Source organism: Methylomonas fluvii (assembly GCF_014850975.1).
Taxonomy (GTDB): domain Bacteria; phylum Pseudomonadota; class Gammaproteobacteria; order Methylococcales; family Methylomonadaceae; genus Methylomonas; species Methylomonas fluvii.
The window spans coordinates 1,936,173-1,954,522 of sequence record NZ_JACXST010000001.1 but is presented as its reverse complement, the minus strand read 5'-3'; the positions used below and the strand labels follow the sequence as shown (position 1 = coordinate 1,954,522).

The window sequence follows — 18,350 nt, the reverse complement described above, 5'->3', positions numbered from 1 at the left end:
CTCTTTACCCTTTCTTGAGGTTTGCATGAATCCCACTTTGGGCATAAACAAAAAAGTCACCCGCGCCTTGGTCAGCGTTTCCGACAAAGCCGGTATTCTGGAATTTTGCCGAGAACTCAGCCACCTGGGCATTGAGCTGTTATCTACCGGCGGTACGGCTAAACTGCTGGCCGACAATAATATTGCCGTTACCGAAGTCTCCGACTACACCGGCTTCCCGGAGATGATGGACGGCCGCGTTAAAACCCTGCATCCCAAAGTTCACGGCGGGATTCTAGGTCGGCGCGGCATCGATGACGCAGTGATGACTGAGAACGGCATCAAAGCTATCGATATGGTGGTAGTCAACTTGTATCCGTTCGAACAAACCGTCGCAAAACCCGATTGCGACCTGGAAACCGCGATAGAAAATATCGACATTGGCGGCCCAAGCATGATCCGAGGCGCAGCCAAGAACCATAACGACGTGGCTATCGTTGTCGTTCCAGTCGATTACCCGAAAATTTTGGCCGAGTTACAAGCGAATGCCGGCGCCCTAAGCCACGACACCCGTTTTAAATTGGCGCTAAAGAGCTTCGAGCATACCGCGCGTTACGACACGATGATTGCCGCTTACCTCAGCAAAGTCGTCCATAGCGACGATTTCCCGGAAACCCTAAATCTGCAATTCCACCGCCTGCAGAGCATGCGTTACGGCGAAAATCCCCATCAAAACGCGGCTTTTTATGGTGAAAAAAATCCACCAACTGGCAGCATAGCCTCCGCCAAGCAATTGCAAGGCAAGGAACTGTCCTATAACAATATTGCCGACGCCGATGCGGCATTGGAATGTGTGAAAGCGTTTAACGACCAACCGGCCTGCGTGATCGTCAAACACGCCAATCCTTGCGGCGTTGCGGTAAGCGGTGACATTTTCGACGCCTACAATCTGGCGTACGCAACTGACCCGACCTCCGCATTTGGCGGCATTATCGCTTTCAACCGCGAATTGGACGAAAAGACTGCGGCGGAAATCGCGGGACGCCAGTTCGTCGAAGTGATCATCGCACCGACCATATCAGCGGGAGCGCAAGCGGCGTTGGCTAAAAAGCAGAACGTTCGGGTGCTGGAGACTGGCTATTGGGCAAATACCCATGAATCAGCCCTGGATTTTAAACGCGTCGCAGGCGGCTTATTAGTTCAGGACAAGGATACCGGCCAGATCAGCGCTGCCGATTTGAAAGTAGTCAGCAAACGCGCACCGACTGAACAAGAATTGGCGGACCTACTGTTTGTCTGGAAAGTCGCCAAATTCGTCAAATCCAACGCGATTGTCTACGGCAAAGACGGCCAAACCATCGGCATTGGTGCCGGACAAATGAGTCGAGTTTATTCGGCAAAAATCGCCGGCATCAAGGCTGCCGACGAAGGCTTAACGGTGCCGGGCTCGGTCATGGCCTCCGACGCCTTTTTTCCGTTCCGCGACGGCATCGACGCGGCCGCGGCGGCCGGCATAACCGCGGTAATTCATCCAGGTGGCTCAATGCGCGATGCAGAAGTGATTGCCGCCGCCGACGAACACAATATCGCGATGGTGTTGACCGGCATGCGGCATTTCAGACATTAATACGGGACAACCTAATATGAACATTTTGATAGTAGGTAGTGGCGGCCGAGAACACGCCTTGGCCTGGAAAGTCAGGCAATCCGCAAAAGCCGGCAACGTCTACGTTGCGCCGGGTAACGCCGGCACAGCTCTTGAACCCGGCATTGACAATGTCGACATTCAAGCCGACGACATTGAAGGCTTGCTAAGTTTCGCTCAAGCCCGAGACATTGAGCTAACCATCATTGGACCGGAGGTACCCTTAGTCAAAGGCATCGTTGACCGATTTTCCGCCGCTGGTTTGAAGTGCTTCGGACCGACCGCTCAAGCCGCGCAGTTGGAAGGCTCCAAATCGTTCTGTAAGGATTTTATGATCCGCCACGGCATCCCCACAGCCGCATACAAAAGCTTTACAGAAGCTGAACCGGCAATCACTTATATCCGCGAAAATGGCGCCCCCATCGTTGTGAAAGCCGATGGTTTGGCAGCCGGTAAAGGTGTGGTCGTCGCCCAATCCGAACAAGAGGCAATTGCCGCGGTTCAAGACATGTTAGCCGGTAATACGCTTGGCTCGGCCGGGCATCGGGTGGTGATTGAAGAATTTTTGGATGGCGAAGAAGCCAGTTTTATCGTTATCGCCGACGGTTTGCATGCATTGGCCATGGCGACATCTCAAGATCACAAGGCTCGCGATAACGGTGACCAAGGTCCCAACACTGGCGGCATGGGGGCCTATTCTCCCGCACCTGTCGTGACGCCGGAGATTCACCAGCGCGTCATGGATGAGGTAATTTTACCCACCCTGCAAGGTATGCGTGAAGACGGTAACGAATATACCGGCTTTCTCTATGCTGGCCTAATGATAGGCAAGAACGGTAGTATCAAAGTGCTGGAATACAATTGCCGCTTTGGCGATCCGGAAACCCAACCGATCATGATGCGTTTAAAAAGCGATTTGGTTGAACTTTGTCTGGCGGCCATAGATAAAAATCTTGATCATACGACTACGGAGTGGGACGAACGCCCTTCATTAGGTGTCGTACTCGCAGCCGGCGGCTATCCCGACGATTACGCCAAAGGCCATCCAATCAGCGGATTACCGGGCAATATTGGTGACGATTTTAAAGTGTTTCATGCCGGCACCAAACAAGTTGCAGGCCAAGTAATCACAGCTGGAGGCCGAGTATTATGCGCGTGCGCATTGGGTGACAGCATCGCTCAAGCCCAAGAAAAAGCCTACAAGCTATGCCGACAAATCGACTGGCAGGATGTGTATTTCCGAACAGACATTGGCTTTAAAGCGATTAAACAAACCGCTTAACAGTAAGTTTGGGAGATTTCAGAATAGAAAGTGACGATGTAATCCGGCCCACAGACCGAATTACATCGTGACGGACAGCTTAGGCGTCGCCTACACGCAGAACTTCAAGTTTGACTTTCGCCAAGCCTGCTTGAATGAAACCAAGTTCGCTGGCGGCCCTTTTTGACACATCAAGCAGCCGCTTATTGGCTTTGTGAGCGCGGCTATTTATCCGCAACTCGACACTACGATTATTACTAAGATTAACGACACGCACCAAAGAACCAAACGGCAAGCTCGCGTGAGCCGCAGTTAATGCGTTTTTATCATAAAATTCACCGTTTGCTGTCCGCTGACCATGCATTTTGTCGCTGTAATACGATGCGACTCCGCTTTGTTCAAGGGAAAGAAAACCGTTCCTTTCTGTTTTCGCTAAACCTACAGAGCTAAAAGACGCTAGACTCGCTGAAAGCAATAAAATTGCCGTCAATTTCGTTTTTCGCATCCTACCCTCCTTACGTTGAGTATTGACAGGAGGTTCGAGGTTATCCGAATAAAAACGCTTTGACAAGCTTTTTTCGTTAGTCTACAGGTTTCACCAACTGTCAATAACTATTTTTGGCAGGCCCAAAATTATCTAACCCCTCCGAGAAACATGGCCTCCGAGGGTAAACCAAGACACACAGAACAATACTTAAAAAAAGAAAAAAACTTGCTTAGTTACAGCGACCTTAGAGATGTAATACAGGCAAAACAACGCACCACCGAAAGCCAGCCATCGCGAGGGTCCCGATTGGCGAAGCGTCAAAATTCCCAGGCCTATGTAAACCAACAACATCAATAGCTTGGCGACAATCCAAGCAAATTCGGTTGATAACCAGTCTCCTTGGAAAACCAAGGCAAATCCGGTCAACAAGACCAAACTCGCAATAATGTGCGGAGCAATTTTTAGCCATTTCTGCTCCAACAGGGCTGGCTTTAGCTCGGCAAGCGCGACTCGCCCGATAAAACTGACGACCAAAACTGCCACGAAAAGAAGATGTATGTGTTTAAGCATGAATACCACCAAATTTAGATAAAGATTATTTTCCAGCCGTACCTGTTCGAACAACACAACTCTGCGGGAAGAAACAGACTGCCAGATTTAAAGTCCAATCCTATCATGCAACCTACACGATGGCCGAAGTTAACAATACCCCGCCCTCTCATCGCCTTGCCGAACACTCGACAAGCGGCTGGGATTCCCCGAAGCATCCCTAGACTTCTACCCTGTATTGCCGACTTGGGGCATACTGAACAAATGCATCGCAAGCCGCACCAAAACAGATATTCAACAACTACATCGCATCAAGATTGGATACTTTTTAACCAGAAGAAAAACACGTAATCAATTGATTTCACTAAACAACAAAAACAACCGTAGAACAAAAAAATTAATCGCAAAAATATTGTTTTGACACAAAACAGTTTTGAGTGTAAAAAATGCACCGTCGACCAACAATAATACTAACTTCGACATACAACTCGAGTTGCCCCTTTTAGGGCTAATTATTACAACAACAAGATGAGGATTATAAAAATGGCTGAACAAGAAAAAGACAATACCTTTACTGTAGTTGCTGTCGTTACTGCAATTGCTATTGCCGGCGTCGTTATGCTGAAAGCAGACGAAACCAAACATCTTCAATACGGCGGCGAAACTTCTGCTCAAGCTGAAGCTCAAGTTTTGGCGAAGCACAAAGACTTTAACAATGACGTTTTAAGCCAAGCAAAATAATTTTTGCTTAGCGATTTGGGCGCCAGCTGAGAATTCAGCTGGTGCCTTTTTTATGCCCGCAAGTTTCTCACTCCATTTCTGATAGTTCGCTTTTTCAAGAACCCACGCTAATGTAGAATTGGGCCTTTTACCAATTTTATTTAAGCTACAGATGGACGTTATCCAACGCATTGCCGAAGAACTTTCAGTTAAGCCGCAACAAGTCGCTGCCGCCGCCGCCCTATTGGACGATGGAGCCACGGTGCCCTTCATAGCCCGCTATCGCAAAGAAGTAACCGGCGGCCTGGACGACACGCAATTGCGAAACCTTGAGGAAAGATTGATTTATTTGCGAGAGCTTAATAGCCGCCGCGACTCAATTCTCGACACCATTCGCTCGCAAGGAAAGCTCACCCGAGAACTGGAACTAGCGATACTCGACGCCGATACCAAAACGCTTCTGGAAGATCTCTACCTGCCCTATAAACCCAAACGCCGCACTAAAGCGCAAATTGCTCGCGAAGCGGGCCTTGAACCATTGGCCGACGCCATCCTGGATAATCGCAACTTAATCCCCGAGCAAGTCGCAGCTAGCTATATCGATGCTGAAAAAGGTATCGCGGATGTCACGGCGGCCCTGGAGGGCGCCCGTCAGATCATCATGGAGCGCATTTCCGAAGATGCCGAATTACTCACCGAATTGCGTGAACGCGTTTGGAATAAGGGCATCCTGCACGCTAGCGTATTGGCAGGCAAAGAAGCAGAGGCGGTAAAATTTAAGGATTATTTCGACTACAGCGAAGCGATCAATAAAATTCCATCGCATCGCGCATTAGCTTTGTTCCGGGGCCGCAACGAAGATTTACTGTCTTTAACCCTAAAACCGGCAGAACTAGATCAAGAAGAGCATCAATTATGCGCCCAATTCGTCAGCCAACGCCTGCAAATTAAAGACACAGCAAAACCCGCCGATGCCTGGCTAGCCGAGACTGCCCGCTTTGCCTGGAAGATCAAACTGTTTACCCGTATCGATATGGATCTAAATCTGAGACTGCGCGAAGCCGCCGAGCAAGAAGCCATTAGAGTGTTTGCCAGCAATTTGCGCGACTTGATGCTGGCGGCGCCAGCCGGCCCCAAAGCAACCATGGGACTGGACCCCGGCATTCGCACAGGCGTCAAAGTTGCAGTGGTTGACGCAACCGGCAAGTTGTTGGCCACAGAAACCGTTTACCCGCATCAACCCAAAAACCAGTGGGATCAATCGATAGCGGTTCTGGCTAAATTGATCAAGCAGCACCAAGTACAGTTGGTGAGTATCGGTAATGGCACTGCTTCTCGGGAAACGGATCAATTGGTTGCGGACTTGATGAAGCAACATAAAGAGCTGTATTTTCAAAAAATCACCGTTTCCGAAGCCGGCGCGTCAGTATATTCGGCATCGGAACTAGCTGCTAAGGAGTTTCCTGACCTCGATGTATCGTTACGCGGCGCAGTATCGATCGCCCGCCGACTACAAGACCCACTGGCAGAGCTGGTAAAAATCGATCCAAAATCGATAGGCGTGGGTCAATATCAACATGATGTCAACCAAGTGCAATTGGCCCGTATGCTCGATACCGTGGTAGAGGATTGCGTGAACGCGGTCGGCGTAGACGTAAATACAGCGTCGGTAGCTTTGCTGAAACAGGTATCCGGACTAAGTAGCAGCATCAGTGAAAATATAGTTGCATTTCGCGATGCCAACGGCCCGTTTGCGAACCGCGATCAGCTGAAAAAAGTCCCGCGCCTAGGCGATAAAGCGTTCGAACAAGCCGCCGGCTTTCTCAGAATCATGACCGGCGACAACCCACTAGACGCCTCTGCCGTACATCCGGAAGCCTACCCCGTGGTCAATGCAATCCTTGATGATACAGGAAAATCAATCCGCGACTTGATCGGCCAAAGCCAGTTTCTACGCGGCCTGAACCCGGCAAACTATGCCAATGCCAATTTTGGCGTTCCCACCGTTTCGGATATTTTGCAGGAGTTGGAAAAGCCAGGCCGCGACCCGCGTCCGGAGTTTAGAAGCGTACAATTCAAGGATGGCGTGGAGAAGATTACCGATCTTGAACCTGGCATGACTTTAGACGGCGTGGTGACCAACGTTGCCAATTTCGGTGCTTTTGTCGATATTGGCGTACATCAAGACGGTTTGGTGCATATATCTCATCTAGCGGACGAATTTGTTAAAGATCCGCGTAGCGTCGTAAAAACCGGCGATATGGTAAAAGTGCGCGTACTGGAAGTGGATGTGGCACGCCAGCGTATTTCTCTAAGCATGCGAAAAAACGTGGATGCCGGTGAGATTATTCCAAAAGAAAAACCGCAAAAAACCGTTCATAAACCTAAACAGCAACCCGCACTACAGAACAGCATGAGCAGTGCGTTTGCCAAGGCGTTGAAAAAGTAAACCGTTCAGGGCTCTGCTATACTTTCGAGCGATTGTCGGTCGAAGCGGTAAATCCGACTCGACCAACAGATACTCACATCCGTTCTAATATACAGGATCAGTCATGAATCGAAATACTCGCACCCTGGCCACTGTTTTATCGGCAGCTTTTCTATTGACCAGTTTGCCAAGCCTGGCGGAAGAGACCGAAACCTATGGCGAAACCTTCGGGCGAAAACTGACTACCGGCCTTGCCAACATCGCCACATCTTCTCTGGAAATACCGAAAAACATTATTTTAATCAACAATCAAAGCAATGTTATTTACGGCTTTATCGGCGGTACGTTTAAAGGGTTATTGAACATGGGTGGAAGAATCGGCGTCGGCGTGCTGGATTTGGTTTCCTCGCCAATCCCTACGCAGCCTATCGTCCATCCTTTATATGTTTGGGATAATTTCAACGCGGAAACCACCTACGGCAAAGCCTTCCGTCCAAGTAATTAATTACTTAATTTTGTGGTGGAGCGCTCACCCACTCCACCGTCATATCACGCAACCATCTTCAGCTCGCTCATGCCGTTGGCTTTTTTTACCAATTCAATCTGCGTTTTAATGCGCTTTTTTACCCCTTCGACGTGGGAAATTACACCGACCGTTTTCCCTTGAGTCTTCAAACCTTCTAAAGCACTCATTGCCAGATACAGCGCTTCCGCATCTAAATTGCCAAAGCCCTCATCCAGAAACAGCGAATCGATCGCCCTACCGTTGTTGGCAATCTCGGTTAGCGCCAAAGCCAAGGCCAAACTCACCACAAAGCTCTCGCCACCAGACAAGGTTTTCGGCAATCGCCGTAGATATTTTTGTTTGGTATCTTCAACCTCTAGCGCCAAACCATTATCACTGGCCAAACTGCGAATATAGTAACGTCCGCTTAGTTTTTCCAAAATCCGGTTGGCTTGCGACAACAAATTATCCACCAACACCTGTTGAATACGCCGCCGGAAACCGCCCTGCTCGTCATTAATCAATTTCAATTCCGCTTCGGCTAGCGCGTGTATCACCCTTTGCTCAGCCAAAAGCGCCTGAAGGCTCTGATGTTTTTCTTGATAAGCTGACTGTTTATTCAGCTTAATTTCCAACGTAGCCACTTCTTGTTCGGCAATATCGATTTTTTGGGATAGCTGACGCTGCATTCGCAAAAGATCGGCTTCGTTTAAATGGGACGGCATAACCGCCAATTCATTTTGTAAATCGGCTGACAGTTTAGCCAATTCTTCGCCGATTGCGGCCAATTGCGTATTTTGCTGTTCCAGCTTTTGTTCAATTTCCGCCTGTCTATCAATCAGCTCTAAAGCCGACCGCAAACTATCGACATCAGCAAAAACGCCGCCCGCAATTTTATTAACCAGCACTCGCCGCATCGCATCTAGTTCGAGTTGCTGGGTGGCTATTTGCCGTTCCAGTTCGACGATGAGTTTTTGCTTCTCCAAGATAAGCAGATGCAAACCCAGCGATTCTTCCGTTTGCAAGCTAGTCAAAGCATCTACCATCTGCTCCTGATAACTGGCTATTTTTACCTGACTGGCGTGCAGTCTCTCTTGCAAGCTAGCAATTTCCTCAAGCAAGCCTTTCTGACGTAACTCGCGGATTTGGTAATCCTGGCGCCGGCTATTAAGCTTATCGAAGACTATATTTTCTTTGCCTTTTCCAGGGAGTTTCTCACCCAATAAAGCCAACTGTTTTTCCAGTTTATCGACAAGCGCCTTTTGTTCCGCCGTACGACTAGCGAAAAGCTGTTCCGATTCGATATATTCCTGCGGCCGATTACGCCAGGTCGCATCAAGCTGCTCCACCGACGCCGTTAATTTTTCCACCAAAGCCTGCTTGGCTTCTACCTCGGCCGTCCACTTAGCCACATTACGCTGCAATTGCGCGTGATCATTGACCAGGTTTTTGATTTTCTCCAACTCCTGGGCTTCTTCGTCCCACAAACGTTTTTGCAAAGACAAATTATTGATATCCAACTCTGCACTGACGACATTTAAACGGTTGCTCAAAACCAACCATTGCGAGCGCATTTGCTGCAATCTTTGCTGCCGTGCCGACAATTGTGTACCTTGCTTTTTTGCCACTGCCAACTGACCGGAGACACTATCGATAGCCGCTTTTAAAGCCTGCATCTTGCCGCGCTGATCGACTAAGGCTTTTTTAGAGTTGGTTTGGATTGGCGGTTTAGAGACATAGGGGTGATCTAAGGAGCCACATAAATAACACGGCTTACCATCAACCAACTTGCCGCGATCACTGCTAAATTTTTTCAGCAATGCCTCATTAAGTACCGCTTGCTCCAGCGCTTTGCCGATATTCTCTTCACGATCCATCTCGTCTCGCAGCGCATCCAATTTGGCTTGCAAGCTCACTTCATCGGGCAGCTCCGGCGCTTTATTGCGCGAGAACCAACTAAAAAAACTTTTTTTGGTAAATTTGGCGTTAACCGCAGCCAGCGAGTGCAGCTCCCGAAAATCATTCACCCGTGTTTGCTGGTCTACCAGTAATTCCTTCAACTCCTCGAAACTTTTACCTTGCGCCAACTCCAGCAGGGTTTTGCGTGCAGCTTCAATACGCTCATTCAAATCGGCAACCGCCGTTTTCGTATCGCGCAAAGCTTTTTGGTTTTTTTTCAGCGCCGCTGTCGTGTTTTTAGTCCAATTGGCTTGTGTCTTCTGCTTACCGGCCAGTTCCGCCAATTCTGTCCGGAGATTACGTAACTGTACGACATCGGGAAAGTCAGACTGCAAACTAGCATCCACCTGATGATCTTGTAACCAGCCGTCTATTTCCGCAAGACTGGCCTTTCTCTCATCCAATTGCTGTTGCAGCGTCTGCACCAGTTCCGCTTCACGCGGCAACTCCAGCTTCAGATCACCCACTTTCAATTTCAGCGCATCAATAGCCTGTTTTTGCTCCTCTATGCTTTTACCGTTCAGGCTTGGTACGATTGCATTACTGACATCTTCACCAAGTTGGCGCTGTAGAGCATGCAACTCCTGTCGATAAGCATCCAAGGTAGCCTGACTTTGAACAATCTGTCCCTGCTTACCATCCAATAAAATTACTTCTTCGCGAAACTGCGTCGCTTGCTGACAATCGGCAATTTTCTGTAAATCGTCTTGTAATAGCTTAATTTGCGCTTCAACTTTCTTTGACTGTTCTAGAAGTTGTCTTTGGCGCCCTTCTAGCGAATGAATGTTTTCAATTGTCAGTAGTTGCTGTTGCAACTGTTTTTGTTGGTTTTTTAACTCCGCAACTTGGTCCTTGAAATCCTGTAAGTCTTGCTCGCCGGCTTGCAAGGCTTCCGGACTGAGTAAAGGAATCAGATCGATATCCTGCTGTAGCTGGGTTAAACGATTGAGCGATGTATGAAAGTTATCTTCGGTCCGTTGCCGATACTCAACATAGATGTGGGTACCGCTGATTTTTTCGAGAATGTCCATGCGCTCGCTATCCAGCGCATTTAGAAAAGCCGCAAAGTCGCCCTGCGGCAAGACCATGGATTTGCTGAATTTATGAAAGTCCATGCCCGTCAACTCGGCAATTTTGGTCCGTACTGTATTTGGTGTCCTGGCGAGTAACTCCGAATCATCATTTAGCTTAGTCAAGCTCATTTCCGGCTGTAAGACCTGATCTTGATTAGCATCAGCAGGCCGTTTTACCTGCCATGAGGAACGAAACCTCTCCCCATCCAAAGCAAATTCAACTTGTGCGAAGCTATCGTGTGCCTGTTTGGTGATTACATGTTCGGCGGGCTTGTCGAAACGAAAAGTTTCTCCGTATAGACCGAGCGTGATGACATCGAGGATACTGGTTTTGCCTGAGCCGTTGGGGCCAGTGATCGCAAACACACCGCTGTCGGCGATAGGTCCTTGGTCGAAATCGACTCGGCCTTCGCCTTCCAATGAATTGATATTTTTGAAGACTATATTGAGTATCCGCATAATCCCAGGCTTTAAGGGCTGTTGGTGGCAATTTGCTCAAACTCGAATAGCATTAAGCTAATCCTAGCAAACCAGATTGAAAATCTATGCGGGTATTTTAGTGAATTTGAACTAGGGATGCTGAATAATATCGGAGGGCGAAATTATGGCTTTTGTAGTCTGGGCGATAGCTTTTTTATAAACAATCGCATCTCTGAGTTTTTGAAATTCCTTCGCATCAAAACCATTTGCCACACCCAGCAATTCAGCTTCACGGATTACATCCTCCGCTTTGTCGTATTCGTTTAACTCGATAAACAAGTAGGCTTTTTCGGCGCGGAAATACATTCTATTTGGATCCAGCGCAATAGCTCTATCCATTTCCTCAAATGTGCTTTCTGTTTGCCCTTGAGTGAAATAGACCTTTGCTTTGATAAGATGCATCATCGGTTTATCGGTGAAGTTTGGCTGCATCAACGCCGCGTCTGACCATTCCAAAACATTTACTGCAATCGTTTTGCATTCATAATCGCCATTGATCAAACAAGTAGCAGCAGTCCGTATCGAATCCATGGTACGCAACGGATGAGACTTATCCGATATTCTATGCAGAACTTCCTTGTGCACCAAATCTCTCAACGCTTCCATATACTTAACATCAAGCACCAAGGGCTCATCGTATCGCATAGGTAACGCAGCGTATTTTTGATTTTTAGCTACACCTTGAAAATTTATCAATCTGTTGAGTTCCATGAACATTTCAATCAAGGTTGACACTTCAAAAACGTTTAGTTTGGAGGCTGTCAGATAATACTGATAGGTTTCTGCGTTGGGACCGCGTTTGAGTTCGAGATTGTTGGCATAAGCGCTATTGGCCCGCACGGAGCCGGGATGATTACGCACCTCAAAGTAACTAAAACTGTCGAGATTTGACCAGATTGCGGCACGGGTATGCGTAGCCAAAGCCAAGCTGCCAATGATACAGGCATACAATCCATTGAGTAGCCCACTGCTGATTTGCTTCGTTAGTAGCTCGTACAACAAAGCCACTAGCGCTAAAACAATTCCGATACTGGGCAAATAATTACGATGTTCGTATATCAATTCCAAAGAAAATATAGTGGACTCCATAGCGTGTCCGACAAAAAACCAAAGAACCGCAAAATTCAAAAAACGAGTTTTGTTTTGACAAGTGTTATAAATCGCTACCACTATCAACACTACAATACCGGTAATCGACAGCACAGTACCAATAGGCTGAAACAGGCCCTTGCTCAAAACAAAATCATCGTGCGCCAAACTTAGCTGGGTATTATCCGGATAGAACAGCAGCCCCAGATAGTAAAACAGTATTCTGGCTTCGGACATTAAACGCTCTGCCAGCGTAAATTCGCGCGTCAAATAACCGCCCAGCACATATTCCGGATGAGTCAGCAAGTACGCCAAGCCAAACAATACCGGCAATATGACGGTGACAAGGTAATAGCTGTACACTTTAAAGCGGGACGCTATTGGGATCGGCGGTAACAAGGTTACTTCACTGACAAAAATCAATAGCGGCAAAAGCAATGCATTTTCCTTGGATAAAAGCCCTAAGCCCGTACCAAGCACACAGCCCAGCACCATAAACGGAAGGCCAGCAGGCTTTTCTAGCTGCAACCTACCTTTTAAAAACACTAAAAATCCGCTCAGCATAAACATGCAGGCCATGCTGTTCATACGCTGGACGACATACAGCACAGAAGTCAGTTGTAACGGATGCACCGCCCAAATTAGAGCGGAAAGGAAAGCTAGTTTTCTAACAGGAGAATTAGGTGAGGCAATCTGAAACAGTTGGCAACTTAGCAAGAAAACTAAAAAGCTATTGATGACGTGGATCCCAATATTGGCCAACTTGAATGGGACTGGGTCAAATTGCTGTCCAGCGTAAAAATAATTTAGCGCAAAAGTTAGACTGGCTAAAGGGCGCTTGAAAGGTCCACTGGTATTCCCGCTCCAAGCAGCAGCTAGTTCTTTTGCGCTCAATCCCTGCAAAGCAACGCCTTGGTTATCAATGATATTCGGATAGTCGTCAGCCAGAAAAGGACCTGATTTTCCGGCAAGGTATACGCTTACTATCACTACCGTTAACAGCAGTGCCAGCACACCAGAATTTATAGCTTTTGATCCGGTAAATCTATTAACCTTAGCCATATCTTTTCCAATTTAAGCAATGCCATAAAAAAAGGGGCTTCGCAGCCCCTTTCATTAAGTTCGAAACGAATCAGTTAGGTTTTAGGGTGATATTTAGTTTGGACAGTGTTTGTCACGCCGCCGTTTATAGTCCATCTCATGCCCGCACCACTTGTACATGCTCCATCGTACTCAAGAATATTGTCAGTCCCGGGGGTAACCGCTTGACCAATAGTTCTATAAGTAATTGTTACGGTCGCACTACTAGTAGAGCCTGATGTAAGGGCGACTGATTTAACATATTTCCCCCAAATAAGAGCAGCTGCCGGCAAATTAAAGTTACTACTCGTATTAGTACCTGAACCTAGGGTTTGCTCACTACAAGACACACCGGCAGCAGTAAATGCTGGTGAAGCTAAGCTTGGTCCTTCCGAGATTTTAGATTTAACGGTGTAATCTTGATAAGCCGGAATCGCGATGGCTGCCAGGATACCGATAATGGCGACCACGATCATTAACTCGATCAAGGTAAAACCTTGTTGTACTTTTTGCATTTGCTTATTCATAACCACCTTCTTTTTTATGATGAACGGAACTTAAAACTCTCAAACTTGTTAACAATTAGCATGCCAATTATCTTCCGAACAGAATAAAACGATAAAATTAAGCCTATTCCACATACATTTCAAAGCCTTACACAACGCCCTTACAAATAAAAAAAGGCAATATTCCTGTAGCCACAACCTTGTCAAAAAAGTAGTTTTTGTTCATAACTGACGTTTTTTGTCACTCCCTATAAATCGCTAAATAACTCGGGGCTTGGTTGACTACAAACTCTTACCGGCAAACCAAAGCTCCAGCATCATCAACATCCATACTAAATCACCGTAATAGGCAGCATGCACGCTTTGATGCATCTCGATAGCATGATCCAAAAAGTCCGGTTTAAAAAACTCGCGCCGCTTCAAATCGTTTATTGCGCCATAAGCCAGTTGCTTAAGCGGCTGATGATCCTTCAGCCAAACGCCGAAAGGCAACCCAAAGCCGTGCTTGGGCTTATTGATAATCCGCTCCGGGAGGAAACCCGTCATAGCCTGTTTGTAAAACCAACGCAGTTTTTGTCCTCGCAACTTGTCATTTGAGGGAATTCGGCAAGATAAGTCGAGAATACGTCGATCCAATAAGGGGTAGCAAACTTCAACACCTGCCATTTCGCACATTCTGTTGACTTTGACCAAATCGTTATCGTGGAGCGTATTTTTCCAATCCAGATACAGCATACGGTTCAAGGTACTAGCGGACTCCGGCCGCCAATAGTCTTCCCTAAACTGGCGTAAGGGCGCAGAAGTATCAATTTCCGCTAAAAAATCAGCTTGAAAAATATCTGCTGCAGCATGCCGATGCAAAAAATTGTAATCCTGGAGGCGGTCCGGCATCGCTGCGTTCGCCTGATCGATATAGCGTTTTGCCTTAAACGGTAGTTTCTGTTTGGCTATTACATCCGGTAAGGCATTTAATGTTGCCTCAAGGCCAGCACTGAGGAATTTTGGCAGGCGATGATAACTCTCGAATAACATTTGCTTGGCATAGCGCTCGTTACCAGCAAAAATCTCGTCCCCACCATCCCCAGCGAGCAAACGGTCAACACCGTGATCCTTCGCCAACTTGGCGCAATAATACGCAGCCAAAGCCGACGCATTCCCAAACGGCTCATCATAGTAAGCCGCTATTGCCGGCACGGCATTAACGGTATCCTCGGGAGTGACGTAGTACTGGTGTTGCCGCGCGTTGAAACGTTGCACTGCAATATTGGCGTACTCGATTTCATCATAGCCATCGGCGTCAAAACCCATGGAAAAGGTTTTCGCCTTGCCTGGAAATACCTTTGCCAAGGCCCCCGCCACACTGGAACTATCCAGCCCGCCACTCAGAAACGCACCGGTATTGTCCTCGCTATCGGCCATACTTCTAACCGCTTCGATCAACTGCTGCTGCAATTCCAGGCCGGCTTGCTGCAAATCACAGGATTGCTCACGAAATACCGGTAGCCAATAGCGTTTTAAGCTGATTCGTCCATTGTGATAAACCAAGCACTGCCCACCTTCCAGCTTTTTAACTTGCCGATATATCGTTGTAGGGCTGGGACAATGGTTGAGATAGATGTAATCAAATACCGCTTGCGGCGCAATGTCGTTACTGACCTGAGGATGACGCACTACAAAATCAGCACTTGAGCCAAATATTAGGCCACCGGCAATTTCTGCGTAATAGATATTACTGAGACCAATCGGATCGGTAGCCAACATCAGCAGCTGCTGATTGGTATCGATAAGCAACAAGGTATCAGCTTCCGGGAAACCGTCTAAAAAATCGACACCGCGACTTAAATAGGCATCCCACAAACTCTGTGAGCGACCTAGTCGCGAACCGGACTGCGGGGCAAGCAACAATACCCCATTGCTGTTCGTCATATCGGTCGCGGCGGTTGAAAAAGCGTAGTTCTGACCATGCTGAACATTAAATATCGAATCTGCCGCCGTCATTTGCCCGAGCAAAGCGATAGATTCATCTTTCTGGAGACCGCTCCCCATCCATCCTGCAAATTTTGTCATAGTGATCGATATAGTTATGCCTTGACGTGACTGATCACATAACGGAACTTTCCTGAACGTTCCTTGGGAATGTAATCGGTGTATTCGATATTGATGGTAACTGCTGGTCCTAAACGTTTTTTAAATTCGTCGACGATTTTTTGTTCGTAAGCCGCTTGATATTTCAGGGTTTTAACAATTTGCACAGTAGTTTTATCCAAACTGTATTGGGTGATTTTAAAGGAATCAACGCCTTCTAAATCTCGCAAGACATAAATCAATGCCAAGCCGTGCAATACCGTTCCATCCTGAGCAACTACAAAATCGGTGGTTCGACCTTGAATCTCCTCCAGCACTGGTAGTCCGCGCCCACAAGAACAGACTTTATCCGACAATATTCCCATATCGCCGGTACGATACCGAATAAACGGAAAATCTCTGGTCGCCATATGCGTAACCACGATTTCACCGAGCTCTCCGTTAGGTAAAGGCTGACCTTGTTTGTCAACAATCTCGACGACAATGTCCTCAGCGGTAATATGCATACTGCCTCCGGGACACTGATGGGCAATAAAACCGGCATCACGCCCGCCGTAACCATTCGCGACCGGACAAGCAAACACGCTTTCTATTTTTGTCCGCTGGTGATCGTAAAGCCGTTCCGATGTCACGAAAGCCACTTTAATCCCCAAGTTATTCAATGCCACGCCCCTCTTCTCAGCATGACTGGCAATATGGGCCAACGCGGAAGGATAACCAAATAACATTTTCGGACGAATCTGCTGGATTTGTCGAATAAAGCCGTCCAACTTCTCCGACGACATTTCGAACGCCGGAATCAGATGCGTACGCAACAATTTATCGCGTAACAAGCGAATTTTATCCTGCGCACCTAGTTCGATTGGAGACCCCCAAATTACTGCTTCCGGGTCACCTATATCGACACCCCACCAACGGGTAGCCCGCCACTTTGCCGCGACATCATGACTAACTCGGCGGCTACCGATGTAAAAAATCAATGGTTCTCCACTGGAACCGCCAGTGTTGAAACGCGCGAGTCTTTGGGCATCGTCCGCTTTCATTTCATCAAGATGCTGCCTGATTTCCGGCTTACTTAACAACGGTAGCTCGGCTAATTTTTGCACACTATCAAGGTTCGCCGGATCAAACCTCAAGTTGGCGAACAACTGCCTGTAGTAAGGTACATGCACTTGTACATCTTGCAGAAATGCGCGTAAATTTTGCAGCTGCAACTGCCTAATCTCGTCGGGTTTTAGCCACTGACTGCGCTCCATGCCGCGCCTTACTTTGACGGTAGTGTGCTTTTTTAAGGCTTCGTGAAGCGGAAAGATTACCGTTGAACAAAAAGACGTATAAAAGCTCATGACTCCACCAGTTTTTTAAATTCTGCCAACAAAATATCCACCCGCTTATCCCAAGAGTTATCAGCCGCATAATTTACAAGAGCTTGCCGGTCCCACTGCCGTTGCAAAGCATGATCAAGCGCCAGTAACAATGCGTCAGCATCCCCAAAGGGCACGATAGTACCCAATGTTTCATTAGCAACCACCTCGCGATTGCCACCAACATCGGTACTAATCACCGGCAAGCCGCAAGCCATAGCCTCCAAAAACACGTTGGCCCAGCCCTCGTTGGCCGTTGCCAGGACGAATAAATCAGCTGCCGATAATGGGCCGTACAATTGTTCAGCAGGCAAAGCCCCAAGAAAACGAACATGCCGGCCAATATTCAGCGTTTCAACTTGTTGCTCCAAGCGACTGCGAATATCGCCTTCCGGACTTGCGCCTCCGACGATCAAGTATAGCAATCGCGGGTATTTTTCGATTAATGCAGGCAAAACTTCGATCACCCGGTGAAAACCTTTTCTATCGACCAATCCGCCGACCGAGATCAGTACCTGGGCGTCTTCAGGAATTTGCCAATGTTGCCTTGCCTGCTTTTTATCGATAGGAAAAAATTTTGCGGTATCGATGCCGTTGCCCACCACCTGGATTTTCTGAGCGTCGGCGCCTAAATTCACTAAGTGCCGCTTTAAAGAATCCGATACCGAAAATACTCGGGCGGCATCATTGAGAGCTTTTAATAATCGTTGGCGGCGACTGGGAATTTTAGACAATGGCACTTCTGTGCCGCGTAAAGTGATGGTGACCGGCACCTTAAACCATTTGCCGAGTAACGTGGCCGCATAACCGTCAGGGTATGCGAAGTGTGCATCGATCAAATTAAATGCGAAGCTCTTTTTTAATTGTCGACAAGTCACCAAACTACACAACGCCATAAAAAAGCCGTCCCAAGAGCGTCCGATTCCGGGTATCGATAAAAAGCGCGGGAAATAGACAGAAATACCGTCTTGATTTTCGTACTTATCCGGTTGCGGCCGGTAATTCGGTTTAAACCATTGAATCAGGCTTTGCAGTGGGAACCAGGGCACCGGGGAAATGACAACTAAAGAACAAAGCCCGGCTACTTTGGACATACGCTCTCGAATAAAAACGCCAGCGTTAGGTCTGACACGGCTGGGA

13 protein-coding genes are annotated in these 18,350 nt (G+C 47.7%); 5 read left to right on the top strand and 8 right to left on the bottom strand.

Annotation, left to right across the window (positions count from 1 at the left end; translation table 11 throughout):
* Window positions 1–25 precede the first annotated feature (25 nt).
* Window positions 26–1,606, top strand: a complete 1,581-nt coding sequence (purH, locus tag EBB_RS09135) for a bifunctional phosphoribosylaminoimidazolecarboxamide formyltransferase/IMP cyclohydrolase (protein WP_192393412.1) — start codon at window positions 26–28, stop codon at window positions 1,604–1,606.
* A 16-nt stretch (window positions 1,607–1,622) separates the two neighbouring features.
* The gene (purD, locus tag EBB_RS09130; protein WP_192393411.1) at window positions 1,623–2,906 is read left to right on the top strand and encodes a phosphoribosylamine--glycine ligase; all 1,284 of its coding nucleotides are present in this window, start codon (window positions 1,623–1,625) and stop codon (window positions 2,904–2,906) included.
* A gap of 79 nt (window positions 2,907–2,985) precedes the next feature.
* Here the strand turns inward: purD and EBB_RS09125 are convergent, their stop codons facing one another.
* Together EBB_RS09125 and EBB_RS09120 are read right to left on the bottom strand one after the other, a co-directional pair.
* Entirely contained in the window at window positions 2,986–3,390 is a 405-nt protein-coding gene (locus tag EBB_RS09125; RefSeq protein ID WP_064010231.1) for a septal ring lytic transglycosylase RlpA family protein, read from the bottom strand.
* Window positions 3,391–3,579: 189 nt separating this feature from the next.
* Complete coding sequence (locus EBB_RS09120) at window positions 3,580–3,942, bottom strand: SirB2 family protein (RefSeq protein WP_192393620.1); 363 nt, start codon at window positions 3,940–3,942, stop codon at window positions 3,580–3,582.
* A gap of 522 nt (window positions 3,943–4,464) precedes the next feature.
* Between EBB_RS09120 and EBB_RS09115 the strand changes: the two genes are divergently transcribed.
* The 3 genes from EBB_RS09115 (at window position 4,465) to EBB_RS09105 (ending at window position 7,574) form a co-directional block, all read left to right on the top strand.
* Complete coding sequence (locus EBB_RS09115) at window positions 4,465–4,662, top strand: hypothetical protein (RefSeq protein WP_020485057.1); 198 nt, start codon at window positions 4,465–4,467, stop codon at window positions 4,660–4,662.
* Between the two features lie 151 nt (window positions 4,663–4,813).
* Window positions 4,814–7,090, top strand: a complete 2,277-nt coding sequence (locus EBB_RS09110; protein WP_192393410.1) for a Tex family protein — start codon at window positions 4,814–4,816, stop codon at window positions 7,088–7,090.
* 103 nt (window positions 7,091–7,193) lie between these two features.
* Entirely contained in the window at window positions 7,194–7,574 is a 381-nt protein-coding gene (locus EBB_RS09105; RefSeq protein ID WP_192393409.1) for an exosortase system-associated protein, TIGR04073 family, read from the top strand.
* Window positions 7,575–7,618: 44 nt separating this feature from the next.
* Here EBB_RS09105 and EBB_RS09100 read toward each other — a convergent pair whose 3' ends face one another.
* The 6 genes from EBB_RS09100 to EBB_RS09075 form a co-directional block, all read right to left on the bottom strand.
* Complete coding sequence (locus tag EBB_RS09100; RefSeq protein ID WP_192393408.1) at window positions 7,619–11,065, bottom strand: AAA family ATPase; 3,447 nt, start codon at window positions 11,063–11,065, stop codon at window positions 7,619–7,621.
* Window positions 11,066–11,176: 111 nt separating this feature from the next.
* A complete protein-coding gene (locus EBB_RS09095) occupies window positions 11,177–13,237 on the bottom strand; it encodes a hypothetical protein (RefSeq protein ID WP_192393407.1) in 2,061 nt (686 codons plus the stop codon).
* A 74-nt stretch (window positions 13,238–13,311) separates the two neighbouring features.
* Window positions 13,312–13,782 (bottom strand): pilin, encoded by a 471-nt coding sequence (locus tag EBB_RS26440; protein ID WP_192393406.1) that lies wholly within the window; start codon window positions 13,780–13,782, stop codon window positions 13,312–13,314.
* Window positions 13,783–14,043: 261 nt separating this feature from the next.
* The gene (locus EBB_RS09085; protein WP_225587292.1) at window positions 14,044–15,828 is read right to left on the bottom strand and encodes an asparagine synthetase B family protein; all 1,785 of its coding nucleotides are present in this window, start codon (window positions 15,826–15,828) and stop codon (window positions 14,044–14,046) included.
* Window positions 15,829–15,842: 14 nt separating this feature from the next.
* Entirely contained in the window at window positions 15,843–17,192 is a 1,350-nt protein-coding gene (locus EBB_RS09080; protein ID WP_192393405.1) for a phenylacetate--CoA ligase family protein, read from the bottom strand.
* On the bottom strand, window positions 17,189–18,304 hold the full coding sequence (locus EBB_RS09075; RefSeq protein ID WP_225587291.1) for a glycosyltransferase: 1,116 nt from the start codon (window positions 18,302–18,304) through the stop codon (window positions 17,189–17,191). The genes EBB_RS09080 and EBB_RS09075 overlap by 4 nt, the downstream gene beginning before the upstream one ends.
* Window positions 18,305–18,350 lie beyond the last annotated feature (46 nt).

Bases quoted from the DNA above. Each gene is read 5' to 3' on its own strand.
- purD (WP_192393411.1), top strand. From the start codon at position 1,623: ATGAACATTTTGATAGTAGGTAGTGGCGGCCGAGAACACGCCTTGGCC.
- purH (WP_192393412.1), top strand. From the start codon at position 26: ATGAATCCCACTTTGGGCATAAACAAAAAAGTCACCCGCGCCTTGGTC.
- EBB_RS09095 (WP_192393407.1), bottom strand. From the start codon at position 13,237: ATGGCTAAGGTTAATAGATTTACCGGATCAAAAGCTATAAATTCTGGT.
- EBB_RS09100 (WP_192393408.1), bottom strand. From the start codon at position 11,065: ATGCGGATACTCAATATAGTCTTCAAAAATATCAATTCATTGGAAGGC.
- EBB_RS09120 (WP_192393620.1), bottom strand. From the start codon at position 3,942: ATGCTTAAACACATACATCTTCTTTTCGTGGCAGTTTTGGTCGTCAGT.
- EBB_RS09110 (WP_192393410.1), top strand. From the start codon at position 4,814: ATGGACGTTATCCAACGCATTGCCGAAGAACTTTCAGTTAAGCCGCAA.
- EBB_RS09115 (WP_020485057.1), top strand. From the start codon at position 4,465: ATGGCTGAACAAGAAAAAGACAATACCTTTACTGTAGTTGCTGTCGTT.
- EBB_RS26440 (WP_192393406.1), bottom strand. From the start codon at position 13,782: ATGAATAAGCAAATGCAAAAAGTACAACAAGGTTTTACCTTGATCGAG.
- EBB_RS09075 (WP_225587291.1), bottom strand. From the start codon at position 18,304: ATGTCCAAAGTAGCCGGGCTTTGTTCTTTAGTTGTCATTTCCCCGGTG.
- EBB_RS09085 (WP_225587292.1), bottom strand. From the start codon at position 15,828: ATGACAAAATTTGCAGGATGGATGGGGAGCGGTCTCCAGAAAGATGAA.
- EBB_RS09080 (WP_192393405.1), bottom strand. From the start codon at position 17,192: ATGAGCTTTTATACGTCTTTTTGTTCAACGGTAATCTTTCCGCTTCAC.
- EBB_RS09125 (WP_064010231.1), bottom strand. From the start codon at position 3,390: ATGCGAAAAACGAAATTGACGGCAATTTTATTGCTTTCAGCGAGTCTA.
- EBB_RS09105 (WP_192393409.1), top strand. From the start codon at position 7,194: ATGAATCGAAATACTCGCACCCTGGCCACTGTTTTATCGGCAGCTTTT.